Annotated in this window: 27 protein-coding genes; 16 read left to right on the top strand and 11 right to left on the bottom strand. The window is 29.6% G+C overall.

Annotation, left to right across the window (positions count from 1 at the left end; genetic code table 11):
- Nucleotides 1-66: 66 nt before the first annotated feature.
- Nucleotides 67-2,031, bottom strand: coding sequence for an excinuclease ABC subunit UvrB (gene uvrB, locus CQA42_RS03760; RefSeq protein WP_115583359.1), 1,965 nt, complete (start codon nucleotides 2,029-2,031; stop codon nucleotides 67-69).
- A gap of 87 nt (nucleotides 2,032-2,118) precedes the next feature.
- Here uvrB and CQA42_RS03755 point away from each other — a divergent pair, with 87 nt between their 5' ends.
- Genes CQA42_RS03755 through acpS form a run of 7 tightly spaced genes read left to right on the top strand, consistent with a single transcriptional unit; the run spans nucleotide 2,119 to nucleotide 6,297 of the window.
- Nucleotides 2,119-2,337, top strand: coding sequence for a DUF904 domain-containing protein (locus CQA42_RS03755; RefSeq protein WP_115583358.1), 219 nt, complete (start codon nucleotides 2,119-2,121; stop codon nucleotides 2,335-2,337).
- On the top strand, nucleotides 2,338-2,559 hold the full coding sequence (locus CQA42_RS03750) for a hypothetical protein (RefSeq protein WP_115583357.1): 222 nt from the start codon (nucleotides 2,338-2,340) through the stop codon (nucleotides 2,557-2,559).
- A complete protein-coding gene (locus tag CQA42_RS03745) occupies nucleotides 2,523-4,406 on the top strand; it encodes a primosomal protein N' (RefSeq protein WP_309544422.1) in 1,884 nt (627 codons plus the stop codon). The genes CQA42_RS03750 and CQA42_RS03745 overlap by 37 nt, the downstream gene beginning before the upstream one ends.
- Before the next feature lie 11 nt (nucleotides 4,407-4,417).
- Nucleotides 4,418-4,840: a hypothetical protein gene (locus tag CQA42_RS03740; protein WP_115583355.1), complete on the top strand. Its 423-nt coding sequence runs from the start codon at nucleotides 4,418-4,420 to the stop codon at nucleotides 4,838-4,840.
- On the top strand, nucleotides 4,818-5,378 hold the full coding sequence (rsmD, locus tag CQA42_RS03735) for a 16S rRNA (guanine(966)-N(2))-methyltransferase RsmD (RefSeq protein WP_258865555.1): 561 nt from the start codon (nucleotides 4,818-4,820) through the stop codon (nucleotides 5,376-5,378). The genes CQA42_RS03740 and rsmD overlap by 23 nt, the downstream gene beginning before the upstream one ends.
- Before the next feature lie 44 nt (nucleotides 5,379-5,422).
- A complete protein-coding gene (gene fliL, locus CQA42_RS03730) occupies nucleotides 5,423-5,938 on the top strand; it encodes a flagellar basal body-associated protein FliL (RefSeq protein WP_115583354.1) in 516 nt (171 codons plus the stop codon).
- Nucleotides 5,935-6,297: a holo-ACP synthase gene (acpS, locus tag CQA42_RS03725; RefSeq protein WP_115583353.1), complete on the top strand. Its 363-nt coding sequence runs from the start codon at nucleotides 5,935-5,937 to the stop codon at nucleotides 6,295-6,297. Before fliL ends, acpS begins: the two co-directional genes overlap by 4 nt.
- Here acpS and CQA42_RS03720 read toward each other — a convergent pair.
- Nucleotides 6,294-7,592, bottom strand: coding sequence for a M99 family carboxypeptidase catalytic domain-containing protein (locus CQA42_RS03720; RefSeq protein ID WP_258865554.1), 1,299 nt, complete (start codon nucleotides 7,590-7,592; stop codon nucleotides 6,294-6,296). The genes acpS and CQA42_RS03720 overlap by 4 nt on opposite strands.
- 91 nt (nucleotides 7,593-7,683) lie before the next feature.
- Here CQA42_RS03720 and CQA42_RS03715 point away from each other — a divergent pair, with 91 nt between their 5' ends.
- Nucleotides 7,684-8,226: a flagellar FLiS export co-chaperone gene (locus tag CQA42_RS03715; RefSeq protein WP_181881487.1), complete on the top strand. Its 543-nt coding sequence runs from the start codon at nucleotides 7,684-7,686 to the stop codon at nucleotides 8,224-8,226.
- 2 nt (nucleotides 8,227-8,228) lie between these two features.
- On the opposite strand, the gene lpxD is transcribed toward CQA42_RS03715, so the two are convergent.
- The 3 genes from lpxD to CQA42_RS03700 are packed head-to-tail and all read right to left on the bottom strand — an operon-like array spanning nucleotide 8,229 to nucleotide 11,373.
- The gene (gene lpxD, locus CQA42_RS03710; RefSeq protein ID WP_115583351.1) at nucleotides 8,229-9,176 is read right to left on the bottom strand and encodes a UDP-3-O-(3-hydroxymyristoyl)glucosamine N-acyltransferase; all 948 of its coding nucleotides are present in this window, start codon (nucleotides 9,174-9,176) and stop codon (nucleotides 8,229-8,231) included.
- 17 nt (nucleotides 9,177-9,193) lie between these two features.
- Entirely contained in the window at nucleotides 9,194-9,664 is a 471-nt protein-coding gene (gene ilvN / locus CQA42_RS03705) for an acetolactate synthase small subunit (protein WP_115583350.1), read from the bottom strand.
- 11 nt (nucleotides 9,665-9,675) lie between these two features.
- Nucleotides 9,676-11,373, bottom strand: coding sequence for an acetolactate synthase large subunit (locus CQA42_RS03700; RefSeq protein WP_258865553.1), 1,698 nt, complete (start codon nucleotides 11,371-11,373; stop codon nucleotides 9,676-9,678).
- A 110-nt stretch (nucleotides 11,374-11,483) separates the two neighbouring features.
- Here CQA42_RS03700 and CQA42_RS03695 point away from each other — a divergent pair, with 110 nt between their 5' ends.
- Genes CQA42_RS03695 through CQA42_RS03675 form a run of 5 tightly spaced genes read left to right on the top strand, consistent with a single transcriptional unit; the run spans nucleotide 11,484 to nucleotide 15,832 of the window.
- Nucleotides 11,484-13,013 carry a DNA polymerase III subunit gamma/tau gene (locus CQA42_RS03695; protein ID WP_115583349.1) on the top strand — a complete coding sequence of 510 codons (1,530 nt, stop codon included), beginning with the start codon at nucleotides 11,484-11,486 and terminating at the stop codon, nucleotides 13,011-13,013.
- On the top strand, nucleotides 13,014-13,427 hold the full coding sequence (tsaE, locus tag CQA42_RS03690) for a tRNA (adenosine(37)-N6)-threonylcarbamoyltransferase complex ATPase subunit type 1 TsaE (RefSeq protein WP_115583348.1): 414 nt from the start codon (nucleotides 13,014-13,016) through the stop codon (nucleotides 13,425-13,427).
- 9 nt (nucleotides 13,428-13,436) lie between these two features.
- Nucleotides 13,437-14,159, top strand: coding sequence for an LPS export ABC transporter ATP-binding protein (gene lptB / locus CQA42_RS03685; protein WP_115583347.1), 723 nt, complete (start codon nucleotides 13,437-13,439; stop codon nucleotides 14,157-14,159).
- A complete protein-coding gene (locus CQA42_RS03680) occupies nucleotides 14,156-15,412 on the top strand; it encodes an RNA polymerase factor sigma-54 (protein WP_115583346.1) in 1,257 nt (418 codons plus the stop codon). The genes lptB and CQA42_RS03680 overlap by 4 nt, the downstream gene beginning before the upstream one ends.
- 9 nt (nucleotides 15,413-15,421) lie before the next feature.
- Nucleotides 15,422-15,832: a CoA-binding protein gene (locus CQA42_RS03675; protein ID WP_115583345.1), complete on the top strand. Its 411-nt coding sequence runs from the start codon at nucleotides 15,422-15,424 to the stop codon at nucleotides 15,830-15,832.
- Here CQA42_RS03675 and CQA42_RS03670 read toward each other — a convergent pair.
- Nucleotides 15,818-16,684, bottom strand: coding sequence for a phospholipase A (locus CQA42_RS03670; RefSeq protein WP_115583344.1), 867 nt, complete (start codon nucleotides 16,682-16,684; stop codon nucleotides 15,818-15,820). The two genes, CQA42_RS03675 and CQA42_RS03670, sit on opposite strands and share 15 nt — an antisense overlap.
- Before the next feature lie 164 nt (nucleotides 16,685-16,848).
- Between CQA42_RS03670 and glmS the strand changes: the two genes are divergently transcribed.
- Nucleotides 16,849-18,633 carry a glutamine--fructose-6-phosphate transaminase (isomerizing) gene (gene glmS, locus CQA42_RS03665; protein ID WP_115583343.1) on the top strand — a complete coding sequence of 595 codons (1,785 nt, stop codon included), beginning with the start codon at nucleotides 16,849-16,851 and terminating at the stop codon, nucleotides 18,631-18,633.
- 11 nt (nucleotides 18,634-18,644) lie between these two features.
- The gene (locus CQA42_RS03660) at nucleotides 18,645-20,612 is read left to right on the top strand and encodes a diguanylate cyclase (RefSeq protein ID WP_115583342.1); all 1,968 of its coding nucleotides are present in this window, start codon (nucleotides 18,645-18,647) and stop codon (nucleotides 20,610-20,612) included.
- Nucleotides 20,613-20,662: 50 nt separating this feature from the next.
- Here the strand turns inward: CQA42_RS03660 and CQA42_RS03655 are convergent, their stop codons facing one another.
- The 3 genes from CQA42_RS03655 to bcp are packed head-to-tail and all read right to left on the bottom strand — an operon-like array spanning nucleotide 20,663 to nucleotide 22,421.
- Nucleotides 20,663-21,169 (bottom strand): threonine/serine exporter family protein, encoded by a 507-nt coding sequence (locus tag CQA42_RS03655; protein WP_115583341.1) that lies wholly within the window; start codon nucleotides 21,167-21,169, stop codon nucleotides 20,663-20,665.
- Nucleotides 21,170-21,946 carry a threonine/serine exporter ThrE family protein gene (locus CQA42_RS03650; RefSeq protein WP_115583340.1) on the bottom strand — a complete coding sequence of 259 codons (777 nt, stop codon included), beginning with the start codon at nucleotides 21,944-21,946 and terminating at the stop codon, nucleotides 21,170-21,172.
- Nucleotides 21,947-21,956: 10 nt separating this feature from the next.
- Nucleotides 21,957-22,421: a thioredoxin-dependent thiol peroxidase gene (bcp, locus tag CQA42_RS03645; RefSeq protein ID WP_115583339.1), complete on the bottom strand. Its 465-nt coding sequence runs from the start codon at nucleotides 22,419-22,421 to the stop codon at nucleotides 21,957-21,959.
- Nucleotides 22,422-22,556: 135 nt separating this feature from the next.
- Here bcp and CQA42_RS03640 point away from each other — a divergent pair, with 135 nt between their 5' ends.
- A complete protein-coding gene (locus CQA42_RS03640) occupies nucleotides 22,557-24,311 on the top strand; it encodes an L-lactate permease (RefSeq protein WP_115583338.1) in 1,755 nt (584 codons plus the stop codon).
- A 128-nt stretch (nucleotides 24,312-24,439) separates the two neighbouring features.
- Here the strand turns inward: CQA42_RS03640 and CQA42_RS03635 are convergent, their stop codons facing one another.
- On the bottom strand, nucleotides 24,440-25,345 hold the full coding sequence (locus CQA42_RS03635; protein ID WP_115583337.1) for a PLP-dependent cysteine synthase family protein: 906 nt from the start codon (nucleotides 25,343-25,345) through the stop codon (nucleotides 24,440-24,442).
- The gene (locus CQA42_RS03630) at nucleotides 25,342-26,499 is read right to left on the bottom strand and encodes a PLP-dependent aspartate aminotransferase family protein (RefSeq protein WP_115583336.1); all 1,158 of its coding nucleotides are present in this window, start codon (nucleotides 26,497-26,499) and stop codon (nucleotides 25,342-25,344) included. Before CQA42_RS03630 ends, CQA42_RS03635 begins: the two co-directional genes overlap by 4 nt.
- Between the last annotated feature and the right edge of the window lie 263 nt (nucleotides 26,500-26,762).

Here is a 26,762-nt window from a genome sequence, read left to right as displayed (position 1 = left end):
TTAATGAAATTTAAACATTTTTTTTTTGAATATTTCCTTAAGAGCAATAAAACCTGATATCAAATATTATTTCATATTTCTAATTTTTGCGATTTCATCACGCAATCTTGCAGCTTCTTCAAATTCTAATGCTTTTGCAGCAGTATGCATTTGTTTTGTCAAATCTTTTATGATTTTATTTCGTTCACTCTTTGGAATCTTACCTTTTATCTTTATTTTTTCATCACTGCTTGCAATCTTTAATTCATCTTCTATATTTCTTTTTGTGCTTTGTGGAGTGATATTATTGGCTTTATTAAATGCTTCTTGTTTGTTTCGCCTATAATTACTTTCATCAAGTGCCGCTTGCATACTTTTTGTAATCTTTTGAGCAAAAAATATTACTTTTCCATTTACATTTCTTGCAGCTCTTCCCATAGTTTGAATAAGGCTTGTTTGGCTACGCAAAAAACCCTCTTTATCAGCATCAAGGATAGCTACAAGGCTCACTTCTGGCAAATCAAGCCCTTCTCGTAAAAGATTTACTCCAATTAACACATCAAATTCACCAAATCTAAGAGATCTTATTAAATGATTTCGTTCAATCGCATCAATATCACTATGTAAATATTGACATTTTATTCCCAAATCATTGTAATATTTACATAAATCTTCTGCCATTTTTTTAGTAAGCGCACCTACTAATGCCCTCTCGCCTCTATTTATTACTATTTTTAGCTCATCATGTAGAAGCTCAACTTGTTTTTTGCTATCTTTTATTTCACAAAGTGGATCTAAAAGTCCTGTAGGACGGACTATTTGCTCTGCAATATTTTCTTTGCTAAGATTTAGTTCTAGTTCGCTTGGTGTTGCTGATACAAATAGATAATGTGGCGCTTTATTTATAAATTCATCAAAATTGAGCGGGCGATTATCTAGCGCACTAGGCAATCTAAACCCATATTCTACAAGCACTTCTTTTCTACTTCTATCACCTGCATACATACCACCAAATTGTGGAAGACTTACATGAGATTCATCTACTATTATTAGATATGGTTTATTTTTACATTCAAAATAATCAATTAAACAATATGGCGTTTCACCTGGATTTTTACCCGTTAGATGTCTCGCATAATTTTCTATTCCTTTGCAGATTCCATTTTCTTTTATCATTTCTAAATCAAATTCTGTTCTGCTTTTTAGCCTAGTATAAGCTACTTCATTATCTTTAAAATCAATTAGTCTAGATTCTAATTCACTTTCTATGCTATTTATAGCACCCTTAAGCCTATCTTGCTCTACTATAAATGGATTTGCTGCATAAAGGACATAGCTATCTAGTTTTCTTAATTCTTTGCTATCAATAGAATCTATAAATGATATTTTTTCAACTTCATCATCAAAAAATTCGACTCTAAGGACTTCATCTTCAATATATGCAGGATAAATATCAATCACATCGCCATTTGTTCTAAACTCACCTCGCTTTAAATGTGTGAGACTTCGTGTATATCCCATACTCACTAATCGCTCTAAAAAATCTCTATGTTTTTTTCTATCTCCAATTTGTATTTTTTCAATCATTTGTAGATATTCTTTTGGATTCCCTAAGCCATAGTTTGCAGAAACACTTGCTATTACAATAACATCATCATATGCAAGAAGTGAAGTCGTAGCAGATAGCCTATATCTCTCTAAATCATCATTAATACTAGAATCTTTTTCTATAAATAAATCTCTTCTTGGGATATATGCTTCTGGTTGATAATAATCAAAATGTGATATAAAATATTCAACTTTGTTTTGTGGAAAAAAACTTTTAAATTCACTATAAAGTTGAGCACACAAGCTTTTGTTATGTGACATTATTAGTGTTGGCATTTGTAGATTTGCAATAATATTTGCCATTGTGTAAGTTTTGCCACTACCTGTAACTCCAAGAAGCATTTGGTATTGATTTTTATTTTTGATACTATTTGTTAGCATTTCTATTGCTTGTGGCTGATCGCCTGCTGGTTTGAAATCAGAATTTAATATAAATTTACTCATAATATTTATATATTGCCTTAAAAATTAAATTATTATTTTGTTACAATTATAATATTTTATAAAATTTTTGATAGCAAAGGGTTTGTAATGAGTATTTTAGACAGACTTACACAAAAAGTTGATGAGTTGTTAATTAGGATTAATGAATTGCATGAAGAAAATAAAAAACTTCAATTAGAAAATAATGCATTAATAACAGAATCTCAAGAAAAAGATAGACAAATAAATGCTTTATATGATGAGCTTGCATTAAGAGATAGAGGTTATGAAGATTTGATAAACAAAATAGATGAGGCGAAAAAATAGGTGGATTTAGGGCTTAGAGCAGATTTGATTCTAAATGGAAAAAGGATTCAAATAAGCATTGAATGTATTAATAAAAATGCTAAAAGTGAAGTAGAAGCTTTATTTGCAAAACAAAATTTAGATATCAAAGATATTTTAAAAGCTTATATCAAAAAAGCACAAGAATACGCTGAACTAGAAGATAAATTAAGGAATCTAACAAATCAATTGGAGCAAATCTGAATTACTACAATATTGCTCCACTAAGATTAAATCTCCAACCTCTAACATACCATAGCGATATAGAAATCAAAGATTATCAATTAGTAGATATAGAAATAAAGAAAAAAAATACTCTAGGGGTGGTTATCTCTAAATGTGAAAAGCCAGATTTTAACACACTAGAGGCAAAACCAAAAGATTTGTATTTTAATGATATTCAAGTTACTTTAGCTAATTTTATTAGCAATTATTATTGTGCAAATCTTGGGCTTTGTTTTTCTTTGTTTGTTTCACTTGACCATAAAGATAATGTAAAAATCGATAAAAACACTCAATCGATATTATTAAACAATACTCTAAATCATTCGCAGAATCTAGCATTAGATTTTATAAGAAATCACAAAAAGACATTATTGTTTGGCGATACAGGAAGTGGAAAAACAGAAATCTATATCAATATGATTTTAGAAACTATAAAAAATGGTAAAAATGTTTTATTTTTAATGCCAGAGATTTCACTTACTCCACAAATGGAGAAAAGATTAAAAAATGTTTTTGGAGATTTAGTTTGTATTTGGCACTCAAAAATCACAAAAAAAAACAAAAATCAATATTTAGAGAATCTACATAAATACAGAATCATAGCAGGTGCGCGTTCGGCATTATTTTTACCATTGCAGAATCTTGGATTGATTATTGTTGATGAAGAACATGATGATGCGTATAAATCAAATACTACTCCAAAATACAATGCAAGAGATTTGAGCATATATCTATCAATAAAGCATAATATCAAGCTAATCTTAGGCAGTGCAACACCTAGCATTGTTAGCTATTATCATTTTAAAAATAGTGGTGAGATTTTTCGACTAAAAGGCAGATATTTTGATAGCAAAAAAGAGATTGTTTTTGAAAATTCTAGCACGAAGCTAACACCAAATTTATTGCAAAAAATAGAATCTACATTACAAAATAAAAAACAAGTAATCGTATTTATACCAATTCGTGCAAATTTTAAAACGATTATGTGCAATATTTGTGGTAATAGTATAAAATGTAAAAATTGTTCTATTTCCATGAGTGTGCATTTAAAAAAGAATGCTCTAGTTTGTCATTATTGTGGATATATGGAGAAATTAAGCGATATTTGCCCTAATTGTGGCAGTAATGAATTTGTAGCATTAAATGTAGGAACTCAAGAAATTGCAAAAGAATTAAAAGAAAAATTTCCACAAAATAGAATTGAGATTTTTGATAGAGATGAGATAAAAACAGATAATAAATTAAAAAAGATTCTAAATGAATTTAATGATAATAATATTGATATTTTGGTTGGCACTCAAATGCTAAGCAAAGGGCATGATTATCATAATGTATATTTATCTGTTATACTAGGTATTGACAATCTCTTAAATAGTAGTGATTTTAGAGCATTTGAAAAATCCATGGCTCTTATTTATCAAATATCTGGACGCTGTGCTAGAAAAGAAGATGGCGAGGTTTTTATCCAAACACTAAATCAAAATACTTTTAAGTCATTTTTGAATGATTATGAAGATTTTTTATCTTTTGAATTAAAACATAGAAAAGATTTTTATCCTCCGTATGTTAAATTAGCCTTGATTTCATCAAGCAATAAAAATGATAAGATCGCAAGAGAGTTAATAGAATCTTGTAAAAAGATAGTAGAATCTAATAAATTTATTGAAATTGTTGGGCTAAATAAAGCACCAATAGAGCGTATAAATGGTAGTTGGAGATATTTTATGCTACTTAGGACGCACAATATAAAAGATCTTTTGGCTTGTATCTATTTATTAAAAGACAAGCAGGTATCTATTGATATCGATCCATTGCATTTATTATAAAAAGGATTTTTATGAAAATAAATATAGCTTGCAAAAGTCCAATTTTGCAAAAAACACTAAATTTGTATCTAAAAGATTATATATCAAGTATTGAAAGCTGTGATTTTGTGATTGCTGATACTATTTTTGATAATACAAATAAACCAATTGCTCTAGCGACATTTAGGGCAGATTCTGATATTAGACGCCCAATACATAGAGAATCTTTATTTAATGATTTATCTATATTCTATGAAAATCTAAATAAACTTCCAAAATCACAAAAAGCAAATAATGTGCTTGATATAAGCGAGCTTACAAGTCTAAGAAAATCTCTAGATTCTATAAATGGATTAAACAATAAAAATGACATAGACCCGCTAAAAGAACAGATTGATAATATATTTGCTGATTTTGCAAATAAACTTTATGATGTCCTCAAAAAAAATCAATAAATCTAGTATAAAGATAATTGCAGGAAAACATAAAGGCAAGATTCTATACATGGATATTTTGCCAAATACGCGTCCTACAAAATCAATAGTAAAAGAATCTTTATTTAATACTCTACAAGATTCTATAAAAGATAAAATTTTGATAGAAGTTTTTGCAGGTTATGGCAGTATAGGATTTGAAGCTTTTAGTAGAGGCGCAAAAAAAGTGATTTTTATAGAAAAGGATTCTAGTTCTTTTTCTATTTTGCTTAATAATATAAATCTATTTAATAGCCCAAATTTGGTAGCTTATAATGAAGATTCTCTTATTTTTTTAGAGCAATTTTGTAAAAATAACAAATTTGATATTTTGTATTTAGACCCACCATTTTGTCTTGATTATGAGGTAATTTTTACATTATTATCAAAGCTAGATTTATCAAATAAAATTGTAATAATGGAGCATATTTCAAGCTTTGTTATGCCTAAGAGGCTAAATAATCTAAGTTTATATAAAAGTAGAAAATTTGGCAGAAGCACTCTTAGTTATTATTTTTAAAATTTTGATAGAATCTAGCTTTGATTCTATAAAAGGTTGAATAAATGGCTGATGATAAAAAATCTAATAATAAGTTTATTGTGATAATTATTATAGTGCTTATTCTAGTTGCATTATTGCTTGGAGTGGCATTTTATTTTATGACTAAAAGTCCAGCACAAGAAGAAGCAGCTCAAATGCAAAATGCAGTCACTCAAGATAATGCACAGACAGGAAATGCCTCTATTGGTGCTTCAAGTAGTGGAAATTATATGAGAGTTGGTTCTATTTATCAGCTTGATCAATTTATAGTAAATTTACTTGCTCAAAGTGGCAGAAGATATTTAAAAACAACAATATCACTAGAGATGACAAATCCTGAATTACAAAATGAAATAGTCACCAAATTGCCAGCAATAAGAGATACTATTATTGATGTTTTATCTTCAAAATCATTAGAGGAAGTTTCTACCACAAGAGGAAAAGAAAAAACCAAAGAAGAAATAGTGCAGAGATTAAATGAATTTTTAGTCGATGGAAAAATAAGAAATATATTTTTTGTAGATTATGCGATTCAATGATAGGAATTGATTTAGTATCGATAAAACGCATAGAATCTTTGGTAAAAAAATATGATATGACTTTTTTAAAAAAGATTCTAAATAATGATGAAATATCACTTGTAAAAAATAATAACAACTTTAATATCAACAGAATCTCTGGTTTTTTTGCTACAAAAGAAGCTTTGTCAAAAGCTCTTGGATGTGGGATTGGTAAGGATTTGAGATTCTGTGATATTTGTATTTATAAAGATGATAAAGGCAAACCAAAAATTAAATTAGATTCTGCAGTGATAAAAAGATTTAATATAAAAAATATAGATTTATCCATAAGCCATGATAAAGATTATGCAGTAGCAGTAGTGCAAGTTTGTAATTAGTCTTTGAAATCAACTATTATCATTCCTGCAAATTTATCTTTTTGTCCTTTTGTTTGTTTGTAAAATTCAATTCTATATTTTTTGTTATCTTTATCAATGCTAAATCTATCCATCAAATCTTTCTTTTTTATTTTGATTCCAACTTCAGAATCCACACCATCTTTATAATACCCTATCACATTTACTCTATATGGAAGCGGTGGAATCTCAAAACTATCTTTTATAGATATTATTGTGCCAATTGGTATTTCTATTTCATTATTATCAATGATGATATTTACATTTTTTAATGAATAATCAAATTCTGTATAAAATGGTTTTAGATAGACTAGATTTTTGTTTCCATGCTTTATTCTATAGTTTTTTTCATCTTTAAAAAGCCATACAATAGGAGTATTTGAATAAAAATCTATATTTTCTTTTTGTATTGGAAAATGATTTATAACAGGCTTGATGTTGTATAATGGTAGCTCGATGATATCATTTATTACTATATTTGTATCTTCATGATTTATCAATTTATCTATACTTTTTATATCAAGGTTAAAATCTCGCTCAAATTTTATATTCATACTTTTCATCATACCCTCAATACTAAGTAGATGATAATACACTCTTTGATTTAGCGGCAAGCTTTTTGATGCTTCATTTGCAAATGCCATTTTTTTATTGATTGTTGCAAAATATGTCAGGCTTTTTTCTTGTTCTATATCACCATTTGCAGTATTTGTATTTCTAACTCTATATCTATGTAATTCATCTAAAAGATTGCCATTTATATATTCTACTACTTGAGAGATATTGTCATTTAAATCATTATATTCAAATAGTGTGCCTTGATCTATTACAGAGCAATTTCCCCATCTATTTTGATTAAGCATATTGTTTATATAGTCTTCCCTGTAAAAACCACTTCCATCGTGTAAATGTAAGATTTTAATCACATTTTCATCTAATATTATTTTTTTTATATCTTGCACTATTTGATATTCAGGGTCACTTTTGTCGAGTTTTGCAAATTTTCTATTCATATCACCATAGATTCCACGATTATTTCTAAGAATGCTATATTGATTTAGATTTGGCACTACCCATACGCTTCCATCATATACTTTATAATGCTTTATAAGTATTGATGTAGCATTAAATCCCCCAGGCTCATCGCCTTGGATTCCAGATATTACGAGCAATGCTGGTTTATTGCTAGGATTATTTGAATCTAATTTATATAAACTAAAATTTATTGGCTTGGCACTTATAAATAAAATAAATATAAAAAATATTAAAAATCTCAAAAATTACCACCACAATATAAAATGCTAATAATTATAGCAGATAAAATGGAATAAAATATGCTTGAATTAGGGCAAAATAATGGAGCAAAAAATGAATGATAATGATATATTAGCTACATTTAAAAAGCATTTATGTGGCATAAAAGAAGTTGATTGCAATATTACAAAAAATCAAATCTATAATTTTGGCGAAACAATGAAGGGTATCAATGAATTTGTTGGTGCAATTCAAACTATAAGCCTAAACCTAACTAAGATTAAAGATATATTTGAAAAGATTCAATGGATTGATGATTTATTAAGCACAGAATCTGATACATTAAATTTACAGACAGAAAGAAACAATTATCTATCAAGTATCAAACATTTAGTCGATAATGCAAAATTTATGGGCATTGAATTATTTGATGTGGAATTATCTTGTGCCATAAATGGGAAGCAATTTAGCCTTGATGTCTCTAGTCCGCTTAATTATCTAAATGATGATATTTATGAATATTGTATTACTAAAATAAATGAGTTAAATATGCTTCAATCTCAAATAAGTAAATCTTTAAGCGAGCAAGATGATGAGGCAAATAATATTAATGATTATAGTGATGTAAAAGGTGATTTATTGAATCTGTTTAAATAAGATTATTTTAATAGATTCCTTATTTTTACTTGTAGTTTTTGCCATGTTTTTAGTTCCATTATCGGGTGCCCACCCCATTTTGTATTTGGTGGTAGATTTTTTGATACAGCACCTCTGCCTGCAACTTGGACAAAATCTCCAATATGAATATGCCCACCTGTACCTACTTGACCGCCACAAACTACATTTCTTCCTGTTGTAGTGCTTCCTGCAAAACCAACTTGTGATACTAAAATCGTATATTCGCCTATCACACAATTATGTCCTATTTGGACTAGATTATCTATTTTTGCACCTTTTTTTATTATCGTGCTATTTAATACAGCCCTGTCTATTGTAGTATTTGCACCAATTTCTACATCATCTTCTATGATCACATTTCCTAAATGCTCTATTTTTATATGCTCTCCATCACTAGTATGTGCATATCCAAAACCATCAGAACCTATTACACTTCCTGCATGAATATTGACATTATTACCAATTATGCAATCTTTATAGATTGTTACATTTGGATAGATTTTGACATTATTGCCAATTTTGACATTATCACAAATTACAGCATTTGGCATGATGATGCAATTTTTCCCAATTTGGACATTTTCTCCGATAAACGCACCACCATAGATTTTTGTATCACTATATTCTTTTTTGCAGGATTCTAAGTTTTTAATTTGATTAGATTGAAAAAAATGAGTTATATTTGCAAATACTAAATATGGATTTTTGACAAAGATGATATTTTCACCAAGATTCTTATCTTTGTGTTTTATATCTACAAATATCACTCCAGCTTTGCACTGCTTTATAGATGAAATATATTTATCATCATTTATATAGCTTATATCATTTTTTGTTGCATATTGTGGGGGCATCAAAGATAAGACATCAAAATCTTTTATTTCATTTGAATCTATATTTAGTTTTTCTAATATTTCATACAATCTCATTTAAAACCTCTTTAGATTTAATGTTGTTCAATTGCTATTACCCCGCTTCTTATTATTTCTTTTGGTTTAAATTGTTTTATTGCTTTGATAAAGCAATCAATGCGATTTGGATTATCTGTAATTGTTAGTATGATGTATTTATCATTTGCATTTGCTATACCTCCATTGTATGCTTTACATAATGCATCAATATCGCTAATTGATTGATCTATAGGTATTTTTGCAAGAATTGTTTCTTTTTCGATCAAGTCTTCATCTTCAATAACACTTAAAACTGGTATTAGCTTGTGTAGTTGTTTTACTATTTGTTCAAATACTTTTTCATCACCGCTTGTAACTATTGTAATTCTTGATAATTCACTATTTTGCAAGGGAGCAACCGTTAGAGATTCTATATTATATCCTCTACCTGCAAACAATCCTGAAATACGAGATAAAACACTATGTTCATTAAGAACAGTTACAGATATAATTCTTCGTTTTTTCATAATTAACCCCATTAATTTAACATCATATTATATATTGCTCCACCACTTGGCACCATAGGAAATACAGATTCCATTCTATCGATTTTTACATCAAGTAAAGATACTTTGTTGCTATTCATTGCTTCTTTTAGTGCTTTTTCAAATTCTTTTTTTGTTTTTACCTCAAAGCCTATTCCACCAAAAGATTCTACTAATTTCACAAAATTTGGTTGGCATGTAAGATCTACATTTGAATATCTCTTTTCATAGAAAAATGTTTGCCACTGCCTAACCATGCCTAAATAATTATTGTTTAATATAACATTTATGACTGGAATCCCACTTTGAATGCAAGTTATTAGCTCTTGAATATTCATCATAATAGAGCCATCGCCTGAAATATTAATTGAATATTTTTTCTTTTGTGCGATTTTTGCGCCAATTGCAGCTGGAAGTCCAAATCCCATAGTCCCAAGCCCACCACTTGTTAGAAACTCTCTTGGTTGCATAAATTTATAAAATTGTGCCACCCACATTTGATGTTGCCCGACATCTGTAGAGATGATTGCATTTGCATCTGTCATCTGTGCTATTTTTTCAATAACCCATTGAGGTTTTAGTATCTTATCTGAATCTTGATAGCAAAAATGGTGTTTTTTCTTATAGGATTCTAAAGTTTCTAGCCATTTTTTTGTTTTTGTTTTATCATAATCTCCTAAAATATTTAGCAGTTCTTTAATAACATTTTTTAAATCGCCAACTATTGGATAATTTGCATTAACAATCTTACTAATAGAGCTTGGATCTATATCAATATGTGCTATTTTTGCGTTTTTTGCAAATTCACTTAGTTTTCCTGTGATTCTATCATCAAATCTAGCTCCAAGTGATATTAATAAATCGCACTCACTAATAGCCATATTTGAGGCATAACTGCCATGCATTCCAGCCATACCAAAAAATAAAGGATTTGTATCACCGCATATACCCCTAGCCATTAATGTTTCTATGGCAGGTATGTTTGTCAGCTTTATTAATTCTCTAATCTCGCTATAAGCATTTGAAATTACTGCACCGCCACCTATATAAAATAGAGGTTTTTTTGAATCATTTATTGCATCTTTTAGCTTTGTAATCTGCCTTGCATTGCCTTTCATAGTGGGTTTATAAGTAACTAGCCTAATATCTTTTGGATAATCAAACTCTCCTAAAGTCGCACTAATATCTTTTGGCAAGTCAATTAGCACAGGACCAGGACGCCCACTTCTTGCAATATAAAATGCTTCTTTTAAGATTCTAGGTAGTTCTTTTATATTTTTTACAAGATAATTATGTTTTGTGCATGGACGAGAGATGCCAACAGCATCAATTTCTTGAAATGCGTCTGTGCCGATTTGAGTAATTGGCACTTGTCCGCTAATAACTACAAGTGGCACAGAATCTGTATAAGCTGTTGCTATTCCTGTTACTGCATTTGTAAATCCTGGTCCGCTTGTAATGATTGCTACGCCGACTTTTCCGCTAGCTCTTGCATATCCATCGGCAGCGTGCAATGCGGCTTGTTCATGTCTTGTTAAAATATGGTTAAAATAATTTTGCTTATATATTTCATCATAAATAAATAATACAGCTCCCCCAGGGTAACCAAAAACAACCTCAACCCTTTCTTCTTTAAATGCCTCCATAACCATTTTGGCACCTGTCATTTTATTTGTAGTTGCAACAGGCATATCTATTTCCTTTTAGTAAGATTAAATAGTTTATGATTATATTAAAAAAATAGCGTAAATAAAGCTTAAAAAGCTTAAAATTAAAAATCCATAAAACCTAAAGGGTAAAAATGTCAAAAGCATTATCACTTAAATATCGTCCATTAAAATTTAGTGATTTGATAGGTCAAGATTCTATTTCACAAACTTTATCACTAGCACTTGATTTAAACAAAGTTTCACATGCATATTTATTTTCTGGGCTTAGGGGAAGTGGTAAAACATCAAGTGCTAGAATCTTTGCTAGAGCGCTAGAATGTGAAAAATTTCCAACAAGCGTGCCTTGTGGAGAATGCCCCTCTTGCAAAAGTTCATTAAATAATACACATATGGATATTATTGAAATGGATGCGGCATCATCTAGGTCAATTGATGATATAAAAGACTTAATAGAACAAATTCAATATAAACCTGCATATTCTAGATTTAAGATTTTTATTATTGATGAAGTTCATATGCTTACAAAAGAAGCTTTTAATGCACTTTTAAAAACACTTGAAGAGCCACCAGAATATGTAAAATTTATACTTGCTACAACCGATCCGTTGAAATTGCCACCAACTATTTTAAGCAGGACGCAGCATTTTAGATTTAAAAAGATTCCACAAAATAGCATTTCTACGCATCTAAAGAGAATCTTGGGCTTAGAAAATGTGAAATTTGAAGATGAAGCAATAGATTTATTATCTAGGAATTGTGGTGGAAGCTTGCGCGATGCACTGACTTTACTTGAACAATCTATCATATTTTCTAAAGAAAATGTTACATTAGAGAGCGTATCAAGCATGCTTGGTGCATTAAATCCAAGTGTGATAGAAGATTTTTTTAACTCCATATTATCAAAAAATGATTCCAAGATAGAATCTATACTAAAAGAGTTTGAATCTTATGAAGTAGAAAATATTATCGATGAGATGATTATATTTTTAAAATATAGAATGTTAAGCAAGGATTCTAGATATAGCTTGATTGTTATTGATAGATTTTTTAGGATTCTAGGTGATGCTAAAAATATGCTTTTTCAAAATGCAGAATCTTCATTTGTTTTGCTTTTGACAACATTAAAATTAAAAGAAGCTCTAAATATTGATGAGATAAATAAAATCATAGCAAAGATTGAAAGAGAAGTTATTAGCTTTAATAATGAAGCAATCAAAAATGATATCAATACAGATTCTAATAATTCTTCAAATCCCATAAAAGATTCTGTGCAAGATTCTATTAAAGATCCAAAAGATTCTATTAAAGATTCTACAAATCTACTTTCACCAAAGTCGCAATTTGAACAATTAGTAGATAAGATTTATAATCGTAATTATGAACTAGGAGAATTATTTAAAAAAAATATAGAATTTGTTGATTTTAAAGATTCTATACTTACTTGGAATAGCAAAGCAGATGGCGAAGAAAAAAATAAATTAAGGCAGTTTTTTAGTGTGATTGTGGAGCTTGTGTATGAAGTTTTTGGTAAAAATACAAAAATTGTAACCCCAAAGCAAAATAAAGAAGAGCAAAAACCAAAAGAGCCAGAAATAATAAGAGACATAGAAAATATTTTTGGGATTGTTGATAAGAAAATTATAAATAATAAAGAGAAATAAATGCTATTTAGTGATATAGATTTAAATAATTTGATAAAAATTTGTTTTAAAATTGATGAAATATCTAAGGATAAAGAGCATATTATATTTTTATTATATGGTGATATTGGTGCGGGTAAAACTAGCTTAGTAAAAGAATATGCAAAATTTTGCAATATAAAAGATATTGTAACATCACCTACATTTAGCTTACTACATGAGTATGATGATAAAATATTTCATTATGATTTGTATAATAGAGAAATGAGTGATTTATTAAATCTTGGAATCTTAGATTTGCTATCAAATAATGGAATCCATTTTGTTGAATGGGCAGATGATAATTTAAAAGAAATATTACAAGAGGCATTTTCTAATATCATCACTATAAAAATAGATAAAAACCTACAAACAAGAAATTATGAGATTGGCTAAAGGATATAGATGGATACTCTAAAGGCAAAAAACTTAAGCAAAACTATCAAAAAAACAAAAATTGTAAATGATGTATCACTAGAAGTAAATAGTGCTGAGGTGGTTGGACTTCTTGGACCAAATGGCGCAGGTAAAACAACTACTTTTTATATGATTTGCGGGCTTTTAGTGCCAAGCAATGGAAATGTGTTTTTAAATGATAGGGATATTACAAAATTATCACTTCATAGGCGTTCAAATCTAGGGATAGGATATTTGCCACAAGAATCTAGTATTTTTAGAGATTTGAGTGTTGAGGAGAATCTAGAATTTGCTGCAGAAGTATCAATAAAAGATTCTAAAGCAAGAGCACAGAGGATAGAAGAAATGCTTGAGGCTTTCAATATTACTACTATTAGAAGGCGAAAAGGATTATCTTTGAGCGGAGGAGAGCGAAGAAGAGTTGAGATCGCAAGGGCACTTATTAAAGATCCAAAATTTATTTTACTTGATGAGCCATTTGCTGGAGTTGATCCAATAGCTGTCCTTGATATTCAAAATATCATAGAAAAACTTATAGAATTAAATATAGGAGTGCTTATTACAGACCATAATGTTAGAGAGACATTATCTGTTTGTGATAGGGCATATGTCATCAAAAGTGGTAGTTTGCTTGCAAGCGGAAGCAGTGATGAAATATATGATAATGAATTAGTTAGAATCCACTATCTTGGCGAAAATTTTAAAGTATGAAACTAAAACAATCCCAAAACTTAAAAACCAAACTAAGCCCAACGCTAAAGAGCTGGTTTCCAATATTGCAGAGTTCTACCACGGAATTAGAAGAAGTTTTGGGTGAGTTTATAGCAGAAAATCCATTTGTTGATATACAAAGCAATATAAGACAGAATCTGCCAATAATAAAAAAGCCTAGACACAATAGAGCGCTTTCTAATATGAGTGATAAAATAGAGGCTTTGAGTATCTATAAAAAAAGCTTATATGAAGTATTAGAATCCCAGATTGTACCCCCTTTGTTTCCTACACCAATAAGCCAAGAAATTGCATTTGAGATCATTGATTTTATAAGTGATGAAGGATATTTTGAAGGAGATATAGATGAGATTTCAAGTAAATATAGTGTGGAATCTAGTTTTGTAGAAAATATTAGAAATCGTTTTAGCAAGCTTGATCCACCGGGTATTGGTGCGATAAATGAAGTAGAATCTATGATTTTTCAGCTAGATGATTTTGATTTGCCAAAAGATTTGTATGATTTAGCATTTAGGCTTATTGGAGATTTAAAAAATCATAAAAAATATATTAATAACAAACTTTACAATAAAGCTATGAATCTAATCTCAAAGCTAAAAAATCCTCCTGCATTAGATTATTTTCCTACAGATTCAAGTATCATCCCAGATATTTTTATAAATAGCACGATAGATGGCTTTGAAGTAAATCTAAATGATGATTATTATCCAGAAATAATAGTAGATAGCAAAATAAAAGATAATAAAGATATTGCAATAAAAGTAAAATTAAAAGAAGCAAGGGATTTGATAGATGCGTTAAATATGCGAAAAAGCACGATTAAAAAAATAGGGCTTATGCTCCTAGAATATCAATATGATTTTTTTATAGGTGGTGATATAAAACCTTTAAAATTAAAAGATATTGCATTAGAGTTAGGACACAATCCAAGCACAATTTCACGAGCCATTTCAAATAAATATTTAGAATGCAATCGCGGAATCTATCCACTAAAAAATTTTTTTAGTGCAGCAATAACAGATGATACATCAAATACTTCTATAAAAGATTTTATTTTAGAATGTATTAAATGTGAAAACAAAAAATCTCCGCTTAGTGATGTAAAGATTCTAGAATTAGTAGAGGATAAATATAAAATTAAAATGGTAAGAAGAACTATTACAAAATATAGAAAACAGCTAAATATAGCAAGTTCAGGCGAGAGAAAACGGCTATATGAGATGGAATTATAAGGAGTTTTTATGATAAAAGATATTTTGCAAGATTCTCATGTCATTGCGATAGTTGGCTTAAGTCCAAATCCTACAAAAGATAGCAATATAGTTGCTAACTATCTAAAAAATAATGGATATAAAATAATCCCAATATATCCAGATAAGGATTATATTTTAGATTCTAAAGTGTATAGAAGCATAAGTGATGCTTTGAAAGAAAATGATATAGATATTGTGGTTGTTTTTAGAAAAAGCAAAGAGGCACTAAATGTGGCAAAAGAAATTATAGATAATATAAAATATGCCAAGAATCTAAAGGCATTATGGTTTCAAATAGGCATCATTAGCGATGAGGTAGAATATTTAACTAAGCCCTATAATATTTATTTTGTTCAAGATGAATGTATAAAAATTCAACATAAATTATTGTTTGATTGACACTCCTATGCCAATATTTTTTGATTTTATATTGTATTGATATATATTATCGCCATATCCTTGAAAATATTGTAAATACAGGCTAATTATATTGAAGTTAAATTTATATTCAAAGAGTAAAGAGCCTTTATAATTTTTATAATTATGAAATAGATTATGTATTGTTAGATAAATATGATTTCTTTCTAAAAATATATATCCAAGTTTTAAATCACTATATCCTACATACCTTCTAATATTTGTAGGATCATATCCTACATAAAACCAGCCTTTTATATTTGCTCTAAAATTTCCATTTCTATACATTAATTCAGTGACGATTCTATCAATACCTCTTGATCTATTAAACATTTCTTCACCATTTGATCTATGCAAATATCCAAATCTAATATTATAGAACTCCCCGCCAAATAATTTCCAATCTAGTGCTCTATAAAATGTTAGCTCGGGCATATAATCACTATCTCTAAAAGGTGCAGAGATTTCTCCAGAATACATTTGAAAAAATGAAATTTGAGTATATGCAAAAAACAATCCAATCCCAAATAAAATATCATCAAATAAATTTACTTTTGCACTTATTTGCATTTTTACTTCATATGGTTTATATGGTTTTCTTATATCGCTTATTGAATAATAGAGTGGCATAAAATAATTTTCATTATGTATAGATAATCTATGTAATATACTATTTGCAATATTTATATCATCATATCTTGGAAATTCATAATTTATATAATTATCTTTGCTAGATTCTGTATTTGTTTGATTTTTTATTTGTGAATTGCTATTTGTTGTATCATTTGCTAGCGATAGAGTAATAAATAAAACATAAACTAAAATATATCTCATAATAATTGCCCAAGATCTTTATAAATAGTTATGATAATATCTTATTGATGTAACAAGAATTAAATTGTAAATTATATTTTGATTTTATAATACTTCGTTTTAGATAAAATATTAAAATCATAATACCAAAACAAGCACTATTTTTTAAAAGAAAAGGAAGTTTAATGTGCGGGATAATCGGCTATATAGGTGATAAAGAAAAAAAAGAAGTTGTATTAGATGGCTTAAGAGAGCTTGAATATAGAGGATATGATAGTGCTGGAATCTCTATTCTTAGTAATGATACATTATCCACATTTAAAACTACAGGTAAGCTAACAAATCTTGAAATGAAATGCAAAGATTTTCAATCAAATGGCTTTGGAGTTGCGATAGGACATACAAGATGGGCGACGCATGGTAAAGCAACAGAAATAAATGCACATCCACATTATGGCGAAGTAAGCAGTGTTGTCCATAATGGAATTATTGAGAATTTTTTGGAGGTTAAAAAACAGCTTGAGAGCATAGGAAAAAAATTTTTAAGCCAAACTGATACAGAAGTAATAGTCCATCTTTTTGAAGAAAATTTAAGCATTTATTCAAATCATCTAATAGCATTCAAACATACTATTGATACTTTGATTGGCTCATATGCAATTTTGTTGATAACAAAAAGCGTGCCAGATAAAATATTTTATGCCAAAAATGGCTCGCCATTATTGATTGGTTCAAATGGAAGTGAGATTTATTTTGCAAGTTCATCAACTCCACTTATTGGCATTGTAGATAGAATCTGCTATTTAGAAGATGGTGATGTAGGGTATATGGATATTAATTCATTTGATAATTTAAAAAATATTCAGCCTATGAGTGGGGAGAAAATATCTTCACAAAAAGATGGATATAGATATTTTATGGAAAAAGAAATTTATGAACAACATAAAATATTGCAAGATACAATAAGAGGTAGAATCTTAGATGATAGTATCAATTTAGAGATTCCATTTGATTTTATAGATGGTATCAATAGAGTTGTGATTTGTGCTTGTGGCACGAGTCATCATGCTGGACTTAGCGCAAAATATCTTTATGAACGAGAAGCAAAAATTAAAACAGATGTTTTTATTGCTAGTGAGTTTAGATATGCAGAGCCAATTTTAGAAAAAGATTCTCTATTTATTGTTATTTCTCAAAGTGGAGAGACAGCAGATACATTAGAGGCATTAAAATTAGCAAATAAAAGTGGTTTAAAAACATTAGCTATATGCAATGTAGATAGTAGTTCTATTGTTAGAGAGGCAAAATATTATTTATTAACTAGAGCAGGCGTAGAAAAAGGTGTCGCATCTACTAAGGCTTTTTCATCACAAGTGATACTTCTTTGGATGCTTGGAATCTATATGGCACAACATAAAAAAACTATTTCAAATGAAAAAATTAAGATACAAGTTGATAATATTCGAAATTCATTAGAAGCAACAAAAGTTAGTTCTTTTATGCACGATAAGCTGAAAAAATTATCCAAAAGATATTTACATGGTCATGGATTCTTTTTTATTGGTAGAGATATATTTTATCCATTAGCATTAGAAGGTGCATTGAAGTTAAAAGAGATTAGTTATTTGCATGCAGAGGGATATCCAGGTGGCGAGATGAAACATGGACCAATAGCATTAGCTGATAGTGAATTATTTTGTGTTAGCTTAATGCCAAAGCATTTATTGTATGATAAAATTAAAAATAATACACAAGAGCTTAGTGCTAGAGATGCTACAATTTGCATTATTGCTCAAGAATATGATGAAGTTGCTGATGATATGGTATTTATTGATAAATTTGATAGCTACATGGAAGAATTTTTTGCTATGATGATTGTATTACAGATTCTAGCACTTGAAATTGCAATAAGGCTTGGAAATGATGTAGATATGCCTAGAAATTTAGCAAAAAGTGTAACAGTAGAGTAAGGGGAAATAAAGTGTTTTTTACTAGATTAAAAGTTTTTATATTATCTGCAATTATATTGAGTGCGTTTAGCTTTTTTTTATTATACAAGCTAGATTCATATGTTAAAAATCAATATATTAATGCGCTTTCATCGCAATTATCTAGCACAATAAGGTTTGCTTTTAAGCCAAGTAGCAATATTATGTATAATGCGCCTTCTCATGATATTTTTGTATATGATATTCTAAGAAGTCAAGCAGGGTTTAAAGATCTTTGGTATTATAGAAGCGATGCAATAAGTGATGGGCTAGGAAGAAAAAGAGATTCTCTAAGAGATCTTATAGAAAGAAAGGTAAATCTAACAAAATCTATCGAATCATCGATTGCCAAAATAGATGGCACTAATCAATATCAAATAAGAGTGTCCGCCCCTATTATAGCTTCTGATACTTGTTTGGAATGTCATAGTGGATTAAAAGTTGGAGATCTTGCAGGAATTGTCAGCACATCTTTTATAATGTATGATGCAATATTTGCTATATATAATTCTATGAAAATAGAGTTATTAGTGATAATAGGCGTTGCATCACTTATCTTGATGTTTGTAATGTTATTTAGCATTAATTCATTTACAAGACTTGTATATAACATGAAAGCAGCAGTTCAAAGTGCCACTGATGGAAATTTTGCAATTAGAATAAAAAGTCAAGGTATAGGTATTTTTGGTGAAGCTACAAAAGCAGCTAATAAATTATTAGAAGTATTGGATAAAAGTATTACATCAATTGATGCAAAAATAGCATCTATTTTTGTTTATAAAAAGAGCTCATATAGCAACAACCCATTACTTAGAATCGCAGGATTAATAGCAGAGATAACAAATTTATTTTTATTCAAAAATAAAATAGAAGCAGCAAGGCATAATTCAGAAGTTTGTAGAGAGATTCAAGATGTAATATCAAGGTATATTAAGTATAAATATTTGATTTTTTCAGAAATTATAGATGGAAATATAGTAAGTGGATATAGGGTCGATAGCAATGGTGAGAGTAAAATTGTTGTTGGGGATGTAAAAAGCATAGAAAATCGTTTTGAAGTGGCTAATCCAAATATATTATTTGATGATGGAAAAGGATGTATATTTATATCTACATCAATTGAACAGCTAAATGTTATTGACTTAAAAATCTTTATATCTAGTGATATAGTATTTTATTACTCAATTGCATTTAATTCTAAAAAAGATCTGATAGAAAAAGAGAATTCTATTGTTAGAATCTACAATTATATTCGTGAAGCAAGACCAATTATTAGAAATAATATACTTGTAAAAAGTATAGAAGAAGCATCATATACTGATCCACTAACAAAGGCATATAATAGATTGTATTTAGAAAAATATGCATTATTAGTAGATGCTAAGTTGAAACAATATGTAAATTTTGGTGTATTAATGCTTGATATCGATCATTTTAAAAAGGTAAATGATACATATGGGCATGCTATAGGTGATGCAGCTATTCGCTTATTAACAGATACTATAAGGAAAGCAATTAGAGCTAATGATAGACTTTTTAGATATGGTGGTGAAGAATTTGTCGTGATTTTAGAGGGTTGTGATATGAAAGATGCTCAAATGATTGCAGAAAAAATTAGAACATTATTTATTTCTGCAAAAAGTTGTCCTGCAAATTCATCTAGCGAATCTGATACGATAGAAATCACATTCCCAAAATCTGTTAGTATAGGTGTTTCAGCTATGCCTGATTTCTCAAGAGATATTTGGGAGTGTATTAATCAAGCTGATTTAGCTTTATATAAAGCTAAAGAGAGTGGAAGAAACAGGGTTATTAAATACAATCCAGAATTAAAAACAAAAGATGTGAAAAAAAATAAACAAGTTGATACATCAAAAGAAACTACACCTTCTAATTCTAATGCTGATTATAACGATGATGATGAAGCAACATTTTTAGAGAGCTTGAAATTAAATCAATAATAACAAACTCTCCCCTTTTATAAGTTTATAGATATATTTTATATCTATAACTACTTTTCTAAACTCTCTTTTCTGAAACTTTTTCTAGTCATCATTAAGCTTTGTTCATGAAATATAATAAGTGTGATTGAGATTCCAACAGCAAGTGCAAATGCTACAGAAATAGTAGTCATTAGATTGTTTGTTATTTCTATAAGCAGTTTATATTGTATTTCTAAGTTATCTTCATTTCCAAAAGATGCAATAGATAATATAGTCCTATACGCATACATTCCTGGTATCATAGGCAAAAGTGCAGGGAATGTAATAATCTCCATAGGACATTTTGTTTTTTTTGCAAATATTAATCCTAGCAATCCAATAAAAAATGCAGCTATAAAAGTTGCACTTGCAATTCCAATATGATGCAAAAGGTAGAATCTACTAGCATGAGCTATTGATGCAAGTAACGCAGATAGAAATAATGTTTTTATAGGAGGATTACAACCAAAAGCAAAACCAAGCCCAGCAATAGCGGCAAATCCACCATCAATAAGCACAGATATTAAAATCTCCATTTAATACTCCATTCTAATGCCAGTAATGCTAAGTGTGATATAAAGTCCAATCGCAATACAGCATATAATAATAAATGTGCTTACTGCCCTTGAGATTCCAATTAGATAATGTCCATCTAATATATCTATTACAGAATTGATTAGATAAACTCCTGGTATCAAAAATAATACACTTGTACCTATGGCTACATCAGGAGTTTTGCTAGCTATTATAGTTGTGCCAATATATGCAGTCATTGAAGCAGCAAATGCACAAAGTGCAAAAACAAATCTAATATCAACATTAATCATTAGTAGAATCTTTTTTAAATTAAATCCTATAAAAGTGGATACAAATACGATTGGCATTGATTCTAGATCCCCGCCAAATAGCTTACAAAACGCAGAATGCGCAAAGCAAGTCAATGCTAAAGTGCTAAAATAACCATAATGCTTTTTGTGTATAATTTTTTCATATAGTTTTTTTATTTGTTTTAGCGTTACTTTCTCATCATATGCATGCCAGCTAAGAGCACTTAATAAAGATATATTATTGAAGTTTATGGCAGATTCTTTATATGTTCTTACATAGGTTCTTTGCAGTGAATAATCTTGCTTTGCAAAAACACTAATTGTAATATTTCTTGAAAAGATAGAAATATGCACTTCATATCCAAAAGCCTTGCCAATTCTTGTTGTGCATTTGATGACTCTAGCAGTATAAGTCCCAACAGATAGCATAGAGATTGCATAGTCCATCAAAAATTCTGTTAATTCTTGGATATCTGTATTTTCCATTGTATTAATCTCAAAAATTTTTAAGCATATTTAGAATCTTTTCTGCATGTCCGCTTGATTTTACATTATAAAATGCTTCTTTTATGATTCCATCTTTTATTATAAAGGTTGAACGCAATATGCCCATATATTTTCTTCCATACATGCTTTTTTCTACCCATACTCCATATGAATTCGCAATTTCTTTTGTGCTATCGCTAATTAGCATTTGTTTTAGATTTTCTTTTGTAATAAATTTTTTATGAGATTCTATGCTATCTGGACTAATACCTATGATTACCGCATCTAGTATATCAAATTCTTTTATCAATTCACTAAATTCTTTATTTTCAATCGTGCAACCCTTTGTCATATCCTTTGGATAAAAATATAAAATAATAGTTTTATTTCCAAAGCTATATAATGATATATCCTTATTATCCTGATTTTTAGCATTAAATATAGGTGCTTTATCTCCAGCTTTAATTTTATTCATTTTATTCCTTTTTATAAAAAATGTTACCAAAAAATAGATACTTGAGTATGTTTTTTTTAATATTTCATAATATTACTCAATTTTTAGTTTAGAATCATCTATTCATTGGAATATGTTTTTAGAAGGAGTTTGTTTATGTTTATTCAAAATTTTGATCCATTGGGTAGTATCTGGTTAAGTGCATTTATGGCTTTTATACCTATATTGTGCTTTTTACTTTGTTTGCTTGTTTTTAAGCTCAAAGGTTACCAGGCAGGTTTTATCACCGTTATAGTAGCAACTTTGATAGCATTTTTTACTTATGATATGCCTTTTTCGCTTATTGGTGCAAGTTTTGTGCAAGGTTTTGCTCAAGGTATGTGGCCTATTGCTTGGATTATCATTGCAGCTATATTTCTTTATAAGCTTTCAGTTAAAAGCGGTTCTTTTGAGGTGATAAAACAAAGCGTTATGACAATCACTCCAGATCATAGAATCCAAGTAATTTTGATAGGATTTTGTTTTGGTTCATTCTTGGAAGGAGCTATTGGTTTTGGTGGTCCTGTGGCTATCACTGCAGCATTACTTGTGGGTCTTGGACTAAAGCCACTTTATGCAGCTGGACTTTGTTTGATAGCAAATACTGCACCTGTTGCTTTTGGTGCGGTTGGGATTCCTATCATTGCTATGGCAAATTTAGTTGGCGTTGAGCAACATGCAGTTTCCGCGATGGTTGGTCGTATGCTTGTGCCACTTAGTTTAACAATTCCATTTTTTATTGTATTTTTGATGGATGGCTTTAAAGGTGTAAAAGAAACTTTTCCAGCTATTTTAGTAGCAGCTATAAGCTTTACTACTACGCAGTTTATAAGCTCAAACTACCTTGGAGCAGAGCTTCCTGATATCGTTTCAGCTGTAGTTTCACTTGCTTGCACCACTATCTTTTTAAAATTCTGGTCACCTGAAAATATCTTTAGACTTGATGATTTAAAAGATTTTTCAAATCACGAGCGACTTGAATTTGGCAAAGTATTTAAAGCTTGGCTTCCATTTATCTTGCTTATTATTTGTATAGTCATTTGGACTCAACCTTGGTTTAAAGCTGTATTTGAAATCAAAACTCAAATGTTTAATGAAAATATCACAAGCTTGCCAGCTGAAAGTTTATTCTTTACTATTAAACCTATCATTGATGAAGCAACTAAGGCTACAATAGGTTATAATCAAATTGGTGTGCTTAACTACACTCAAGTAACTATGGCATTTAATAGTCTTACAGGAGGCATAATCGATCCAGATGGTAAGGCAGTGGGCTTAAACTTAGGTATAAACTTCATTGCTTTTCAAGCTGGAACAGCTATCTTAGTAGCTGCTTTTTTAACTATAGCTTTTTTAAGGATCAAATCAAGTGTAGCTGAAGAAGCTCTAGGAGATACTCTAAAAGAAATGGCAATGCCTTGTATTACTATAGGGCTTGTAGTTGCCTTTGCATTTATTTCTAAAAATTCAGGTATGAGCGGCACTTTAGGTAAAGCTTTTTCTGAAACAGGCTCGGCTTTTGCTTTCTTTAGTCCTGTAATTGGTTGGATAGGAGTATTTTTAACAGGATCTGATACAAGTGCAAACTTGCTTTTTGGAACATTGCAAAAAGTTTCAGCTAATGAGCTTGGTATAAAAGAAGCTCTTTTCTTAGCAGCAAACTCAGTAGGTGGGGTAGTAGGTAAGATGATAAGCCCTCAAAGTATAGCTATAGCTTGTGCTGCAGTGGGACTTGCAGGCAAGGAATCAGACTTATTTAAATTTACATTTAAATATTCCGTAGCTTTTATCATCTTAATAGGTATTTGGACTTGCATTATTGCCTTTTTCTTAAACGGCATAATCCCAGATATAGTGCCTAAAGTAAAATAGATATTCTAGATTCTATATAGAATCTAGAATCTAACTTTTTTAAAAATGATAGATTCTCCCTAAATATAAGAACAATAAATTCTCATACATAGCTGGTATTAAGTATATAAAGATTTATTTTGTAAGCCTTAAATGAGGTTCTTACTTAGATAATTTTGTAAGCTATCAGCTAAAATGATAACTATATTTCTATTTTCTATATTTTCAGATAGTTTTAAGGCAGCACTAAGACAAGCTCCTGAACTAATACCAGCTAAGATTCCTTCTTTTTTTGCTAGTATTCTAAGTCCGATATATGCTTCTTTATCATCTATTTTAATCACTTTATCAATAAGGCTTAAATCCATATTTTTTGGTATAAAATCATTACCAATACCTTCTATATGAGACTCACCTTTTTCTCCACCACCTATTATAGAGCCTTTTGGATCACAAAGCACACATTTTACATCTTTGATATGCTCTTTTAAAAAAGAAGCCACTCCACTAAAAGTCCCACCTGTGCCAGCCCCACAAATAAAATAATCAATTTTTTTACCTAAATCTGCATAAATCTCTTTTGCAGTAAGCTCATAATGAGCTCTCGGATTGTCTTTGTTGCTAAATTGCTCTAAACTAAATGCATTTGGTGTTTTTTCTAAAAACTCTTTTGCTCTTAAATTTGCTCCTTGCATACCCTCATCTTTGGGAGTGAGTATGACTTTTGCACCTAAAGCTCGCATTAAAATTTGTTTCTCAAGGCTAAATTTTTCAGGCACAAATATAATAGCCTCTATACCATATTCAATGGCTGCCAAGGCTACACCAAGTCCTGTATTGCCAGCACTTGCCTCTACTATAATGCTATTTTTATTTATCTTGCCTGCTTTAAAAAGTTTTTTAAAAGCAAAAAAAGCAAAGCGATCTTTTATGCCTCCTGCTGGATTTTTAAACTCACATTTAGCATAGATAGAATTGTTATTTGGAATTTCTATTTTATTTAACTTTAAAAGAGGCGTATCACCTACAAATTCACTTATACTTTGGTATATCAAAGTTTAGCCCTTTGTATAGCTTCATTTAAATCAGCTTTTAAATCTTCTTTATCCTCTATACCTACAGAAAGTCTTATAAGCTCATCTTCTATACCCATTTTTAGCCGAATTTCTCTTGGAATACTTGCATGTGTCATAGAAGCTGGATGGCAAAGCAAGCTCTCAACTCCTCCTAAGCTCTCAGCTAAGGTAATAATATTTGTGCTTTTAAAAAAAGTTTTATAATCATAATTCTTTTTAAGCACAAAACTTAGCATTCCGCCCCCACTTTTTGCCTGTTTATTGTGCAAAGTATAGTTTTCATCACTTTTTAATCCTGGATAATACACTTTTGATACTGCCTCATGCTTGCTTAGAAACTCTGCTAAGAAAAGAGTATTTTCACTATGTCTTTGCATGCGAAGTGCTAAGGTTTTAATACCCCTTATAAGCAAAAAGCTATCATTTGGTGCAAGCACGGCTCCTATTGAGTTTTGTAAAAAGCCAAGTCTCTCGCCAAGCAATTCATCATTACATACCACAAGTCCAGCTACTAAATCACTATGCCCACCAAGATATTTAGTCGCAGAATGCACTACTATATCAGCACCAAATTTTAAAGGATTCTGCAAGTAGGGACTCATAAAAGTGTTATCCACTATGCTTAAAATACCTTTTTTCTTAGCTATGCTTGAAATTTGCTCTATACTTACTACATTCAAAAGCGGATTAGCTGGAGTTTCATAAAGTATAGCTTTGGTTTTATTGCTTATAAAATCCTCAAGTTTGCTTATATCCTTTTCTTCAAAGATTCTATAAATGATATTAAAATTTGAAAATACCTTATCTATGAGTCTAAAAGTGCCTCCATAAACATTACTTAAGATAATAATCTCATCACCACTTTTAAAAAGTGACAAAGTAGTTGCAAGTGCAGCCATACCCGATGCAAAAGCAAAGCCAAATTTTGCTCCCTCAAGAGCAGTTATGAGGCTTTCTACTCCTTCTCTTGTAGGATTTTTGGTGCGTGAATATTCATAGCCTAAATGTTCTCCTAGTGCTTTTTGCTTAAAAGTTGATGTTTGATATATAGGGCGATTTACTGCTCCTGTGAGGCTATCAGTTGTTTTGCCTGCATGTATTAGCAAGCTTTCAAAGGCTAAATTTTCTTTCATTTTATAAATCCTTATTTTTTACTTTAATAAAATTGTTTCATAATAAGCAGAAGAGTGATTTTACTATTTTAATCAAAAAAGATATGAATATTTAAATAAAAGCCTTAAAACTTTGCATGTAATGATTTTTTAGGATTCTGTGATTTTAGTAATTGTAATAGACTTTTCATCTCGTAGAAATCTATAGATTGAAAAATTATTTTATCTTGTGTTAAATGATACAAGGGTGAGATTCTGTAGAATCTAGAATCTCACCCTTGTAT

Source organism: Helicobacter sp. MIT 99-5507 (assembly GCF_003364295.1).
GTDB lineage: Bacteria > Campylobacterota > Campylobacteria > Campylobacterales > Helicobacteraceae > NHYM01.
Note: the sequence above shows the minus strand (reverse complement) of the source record. Positions and strands in the feature narration are given on the sequence as shown.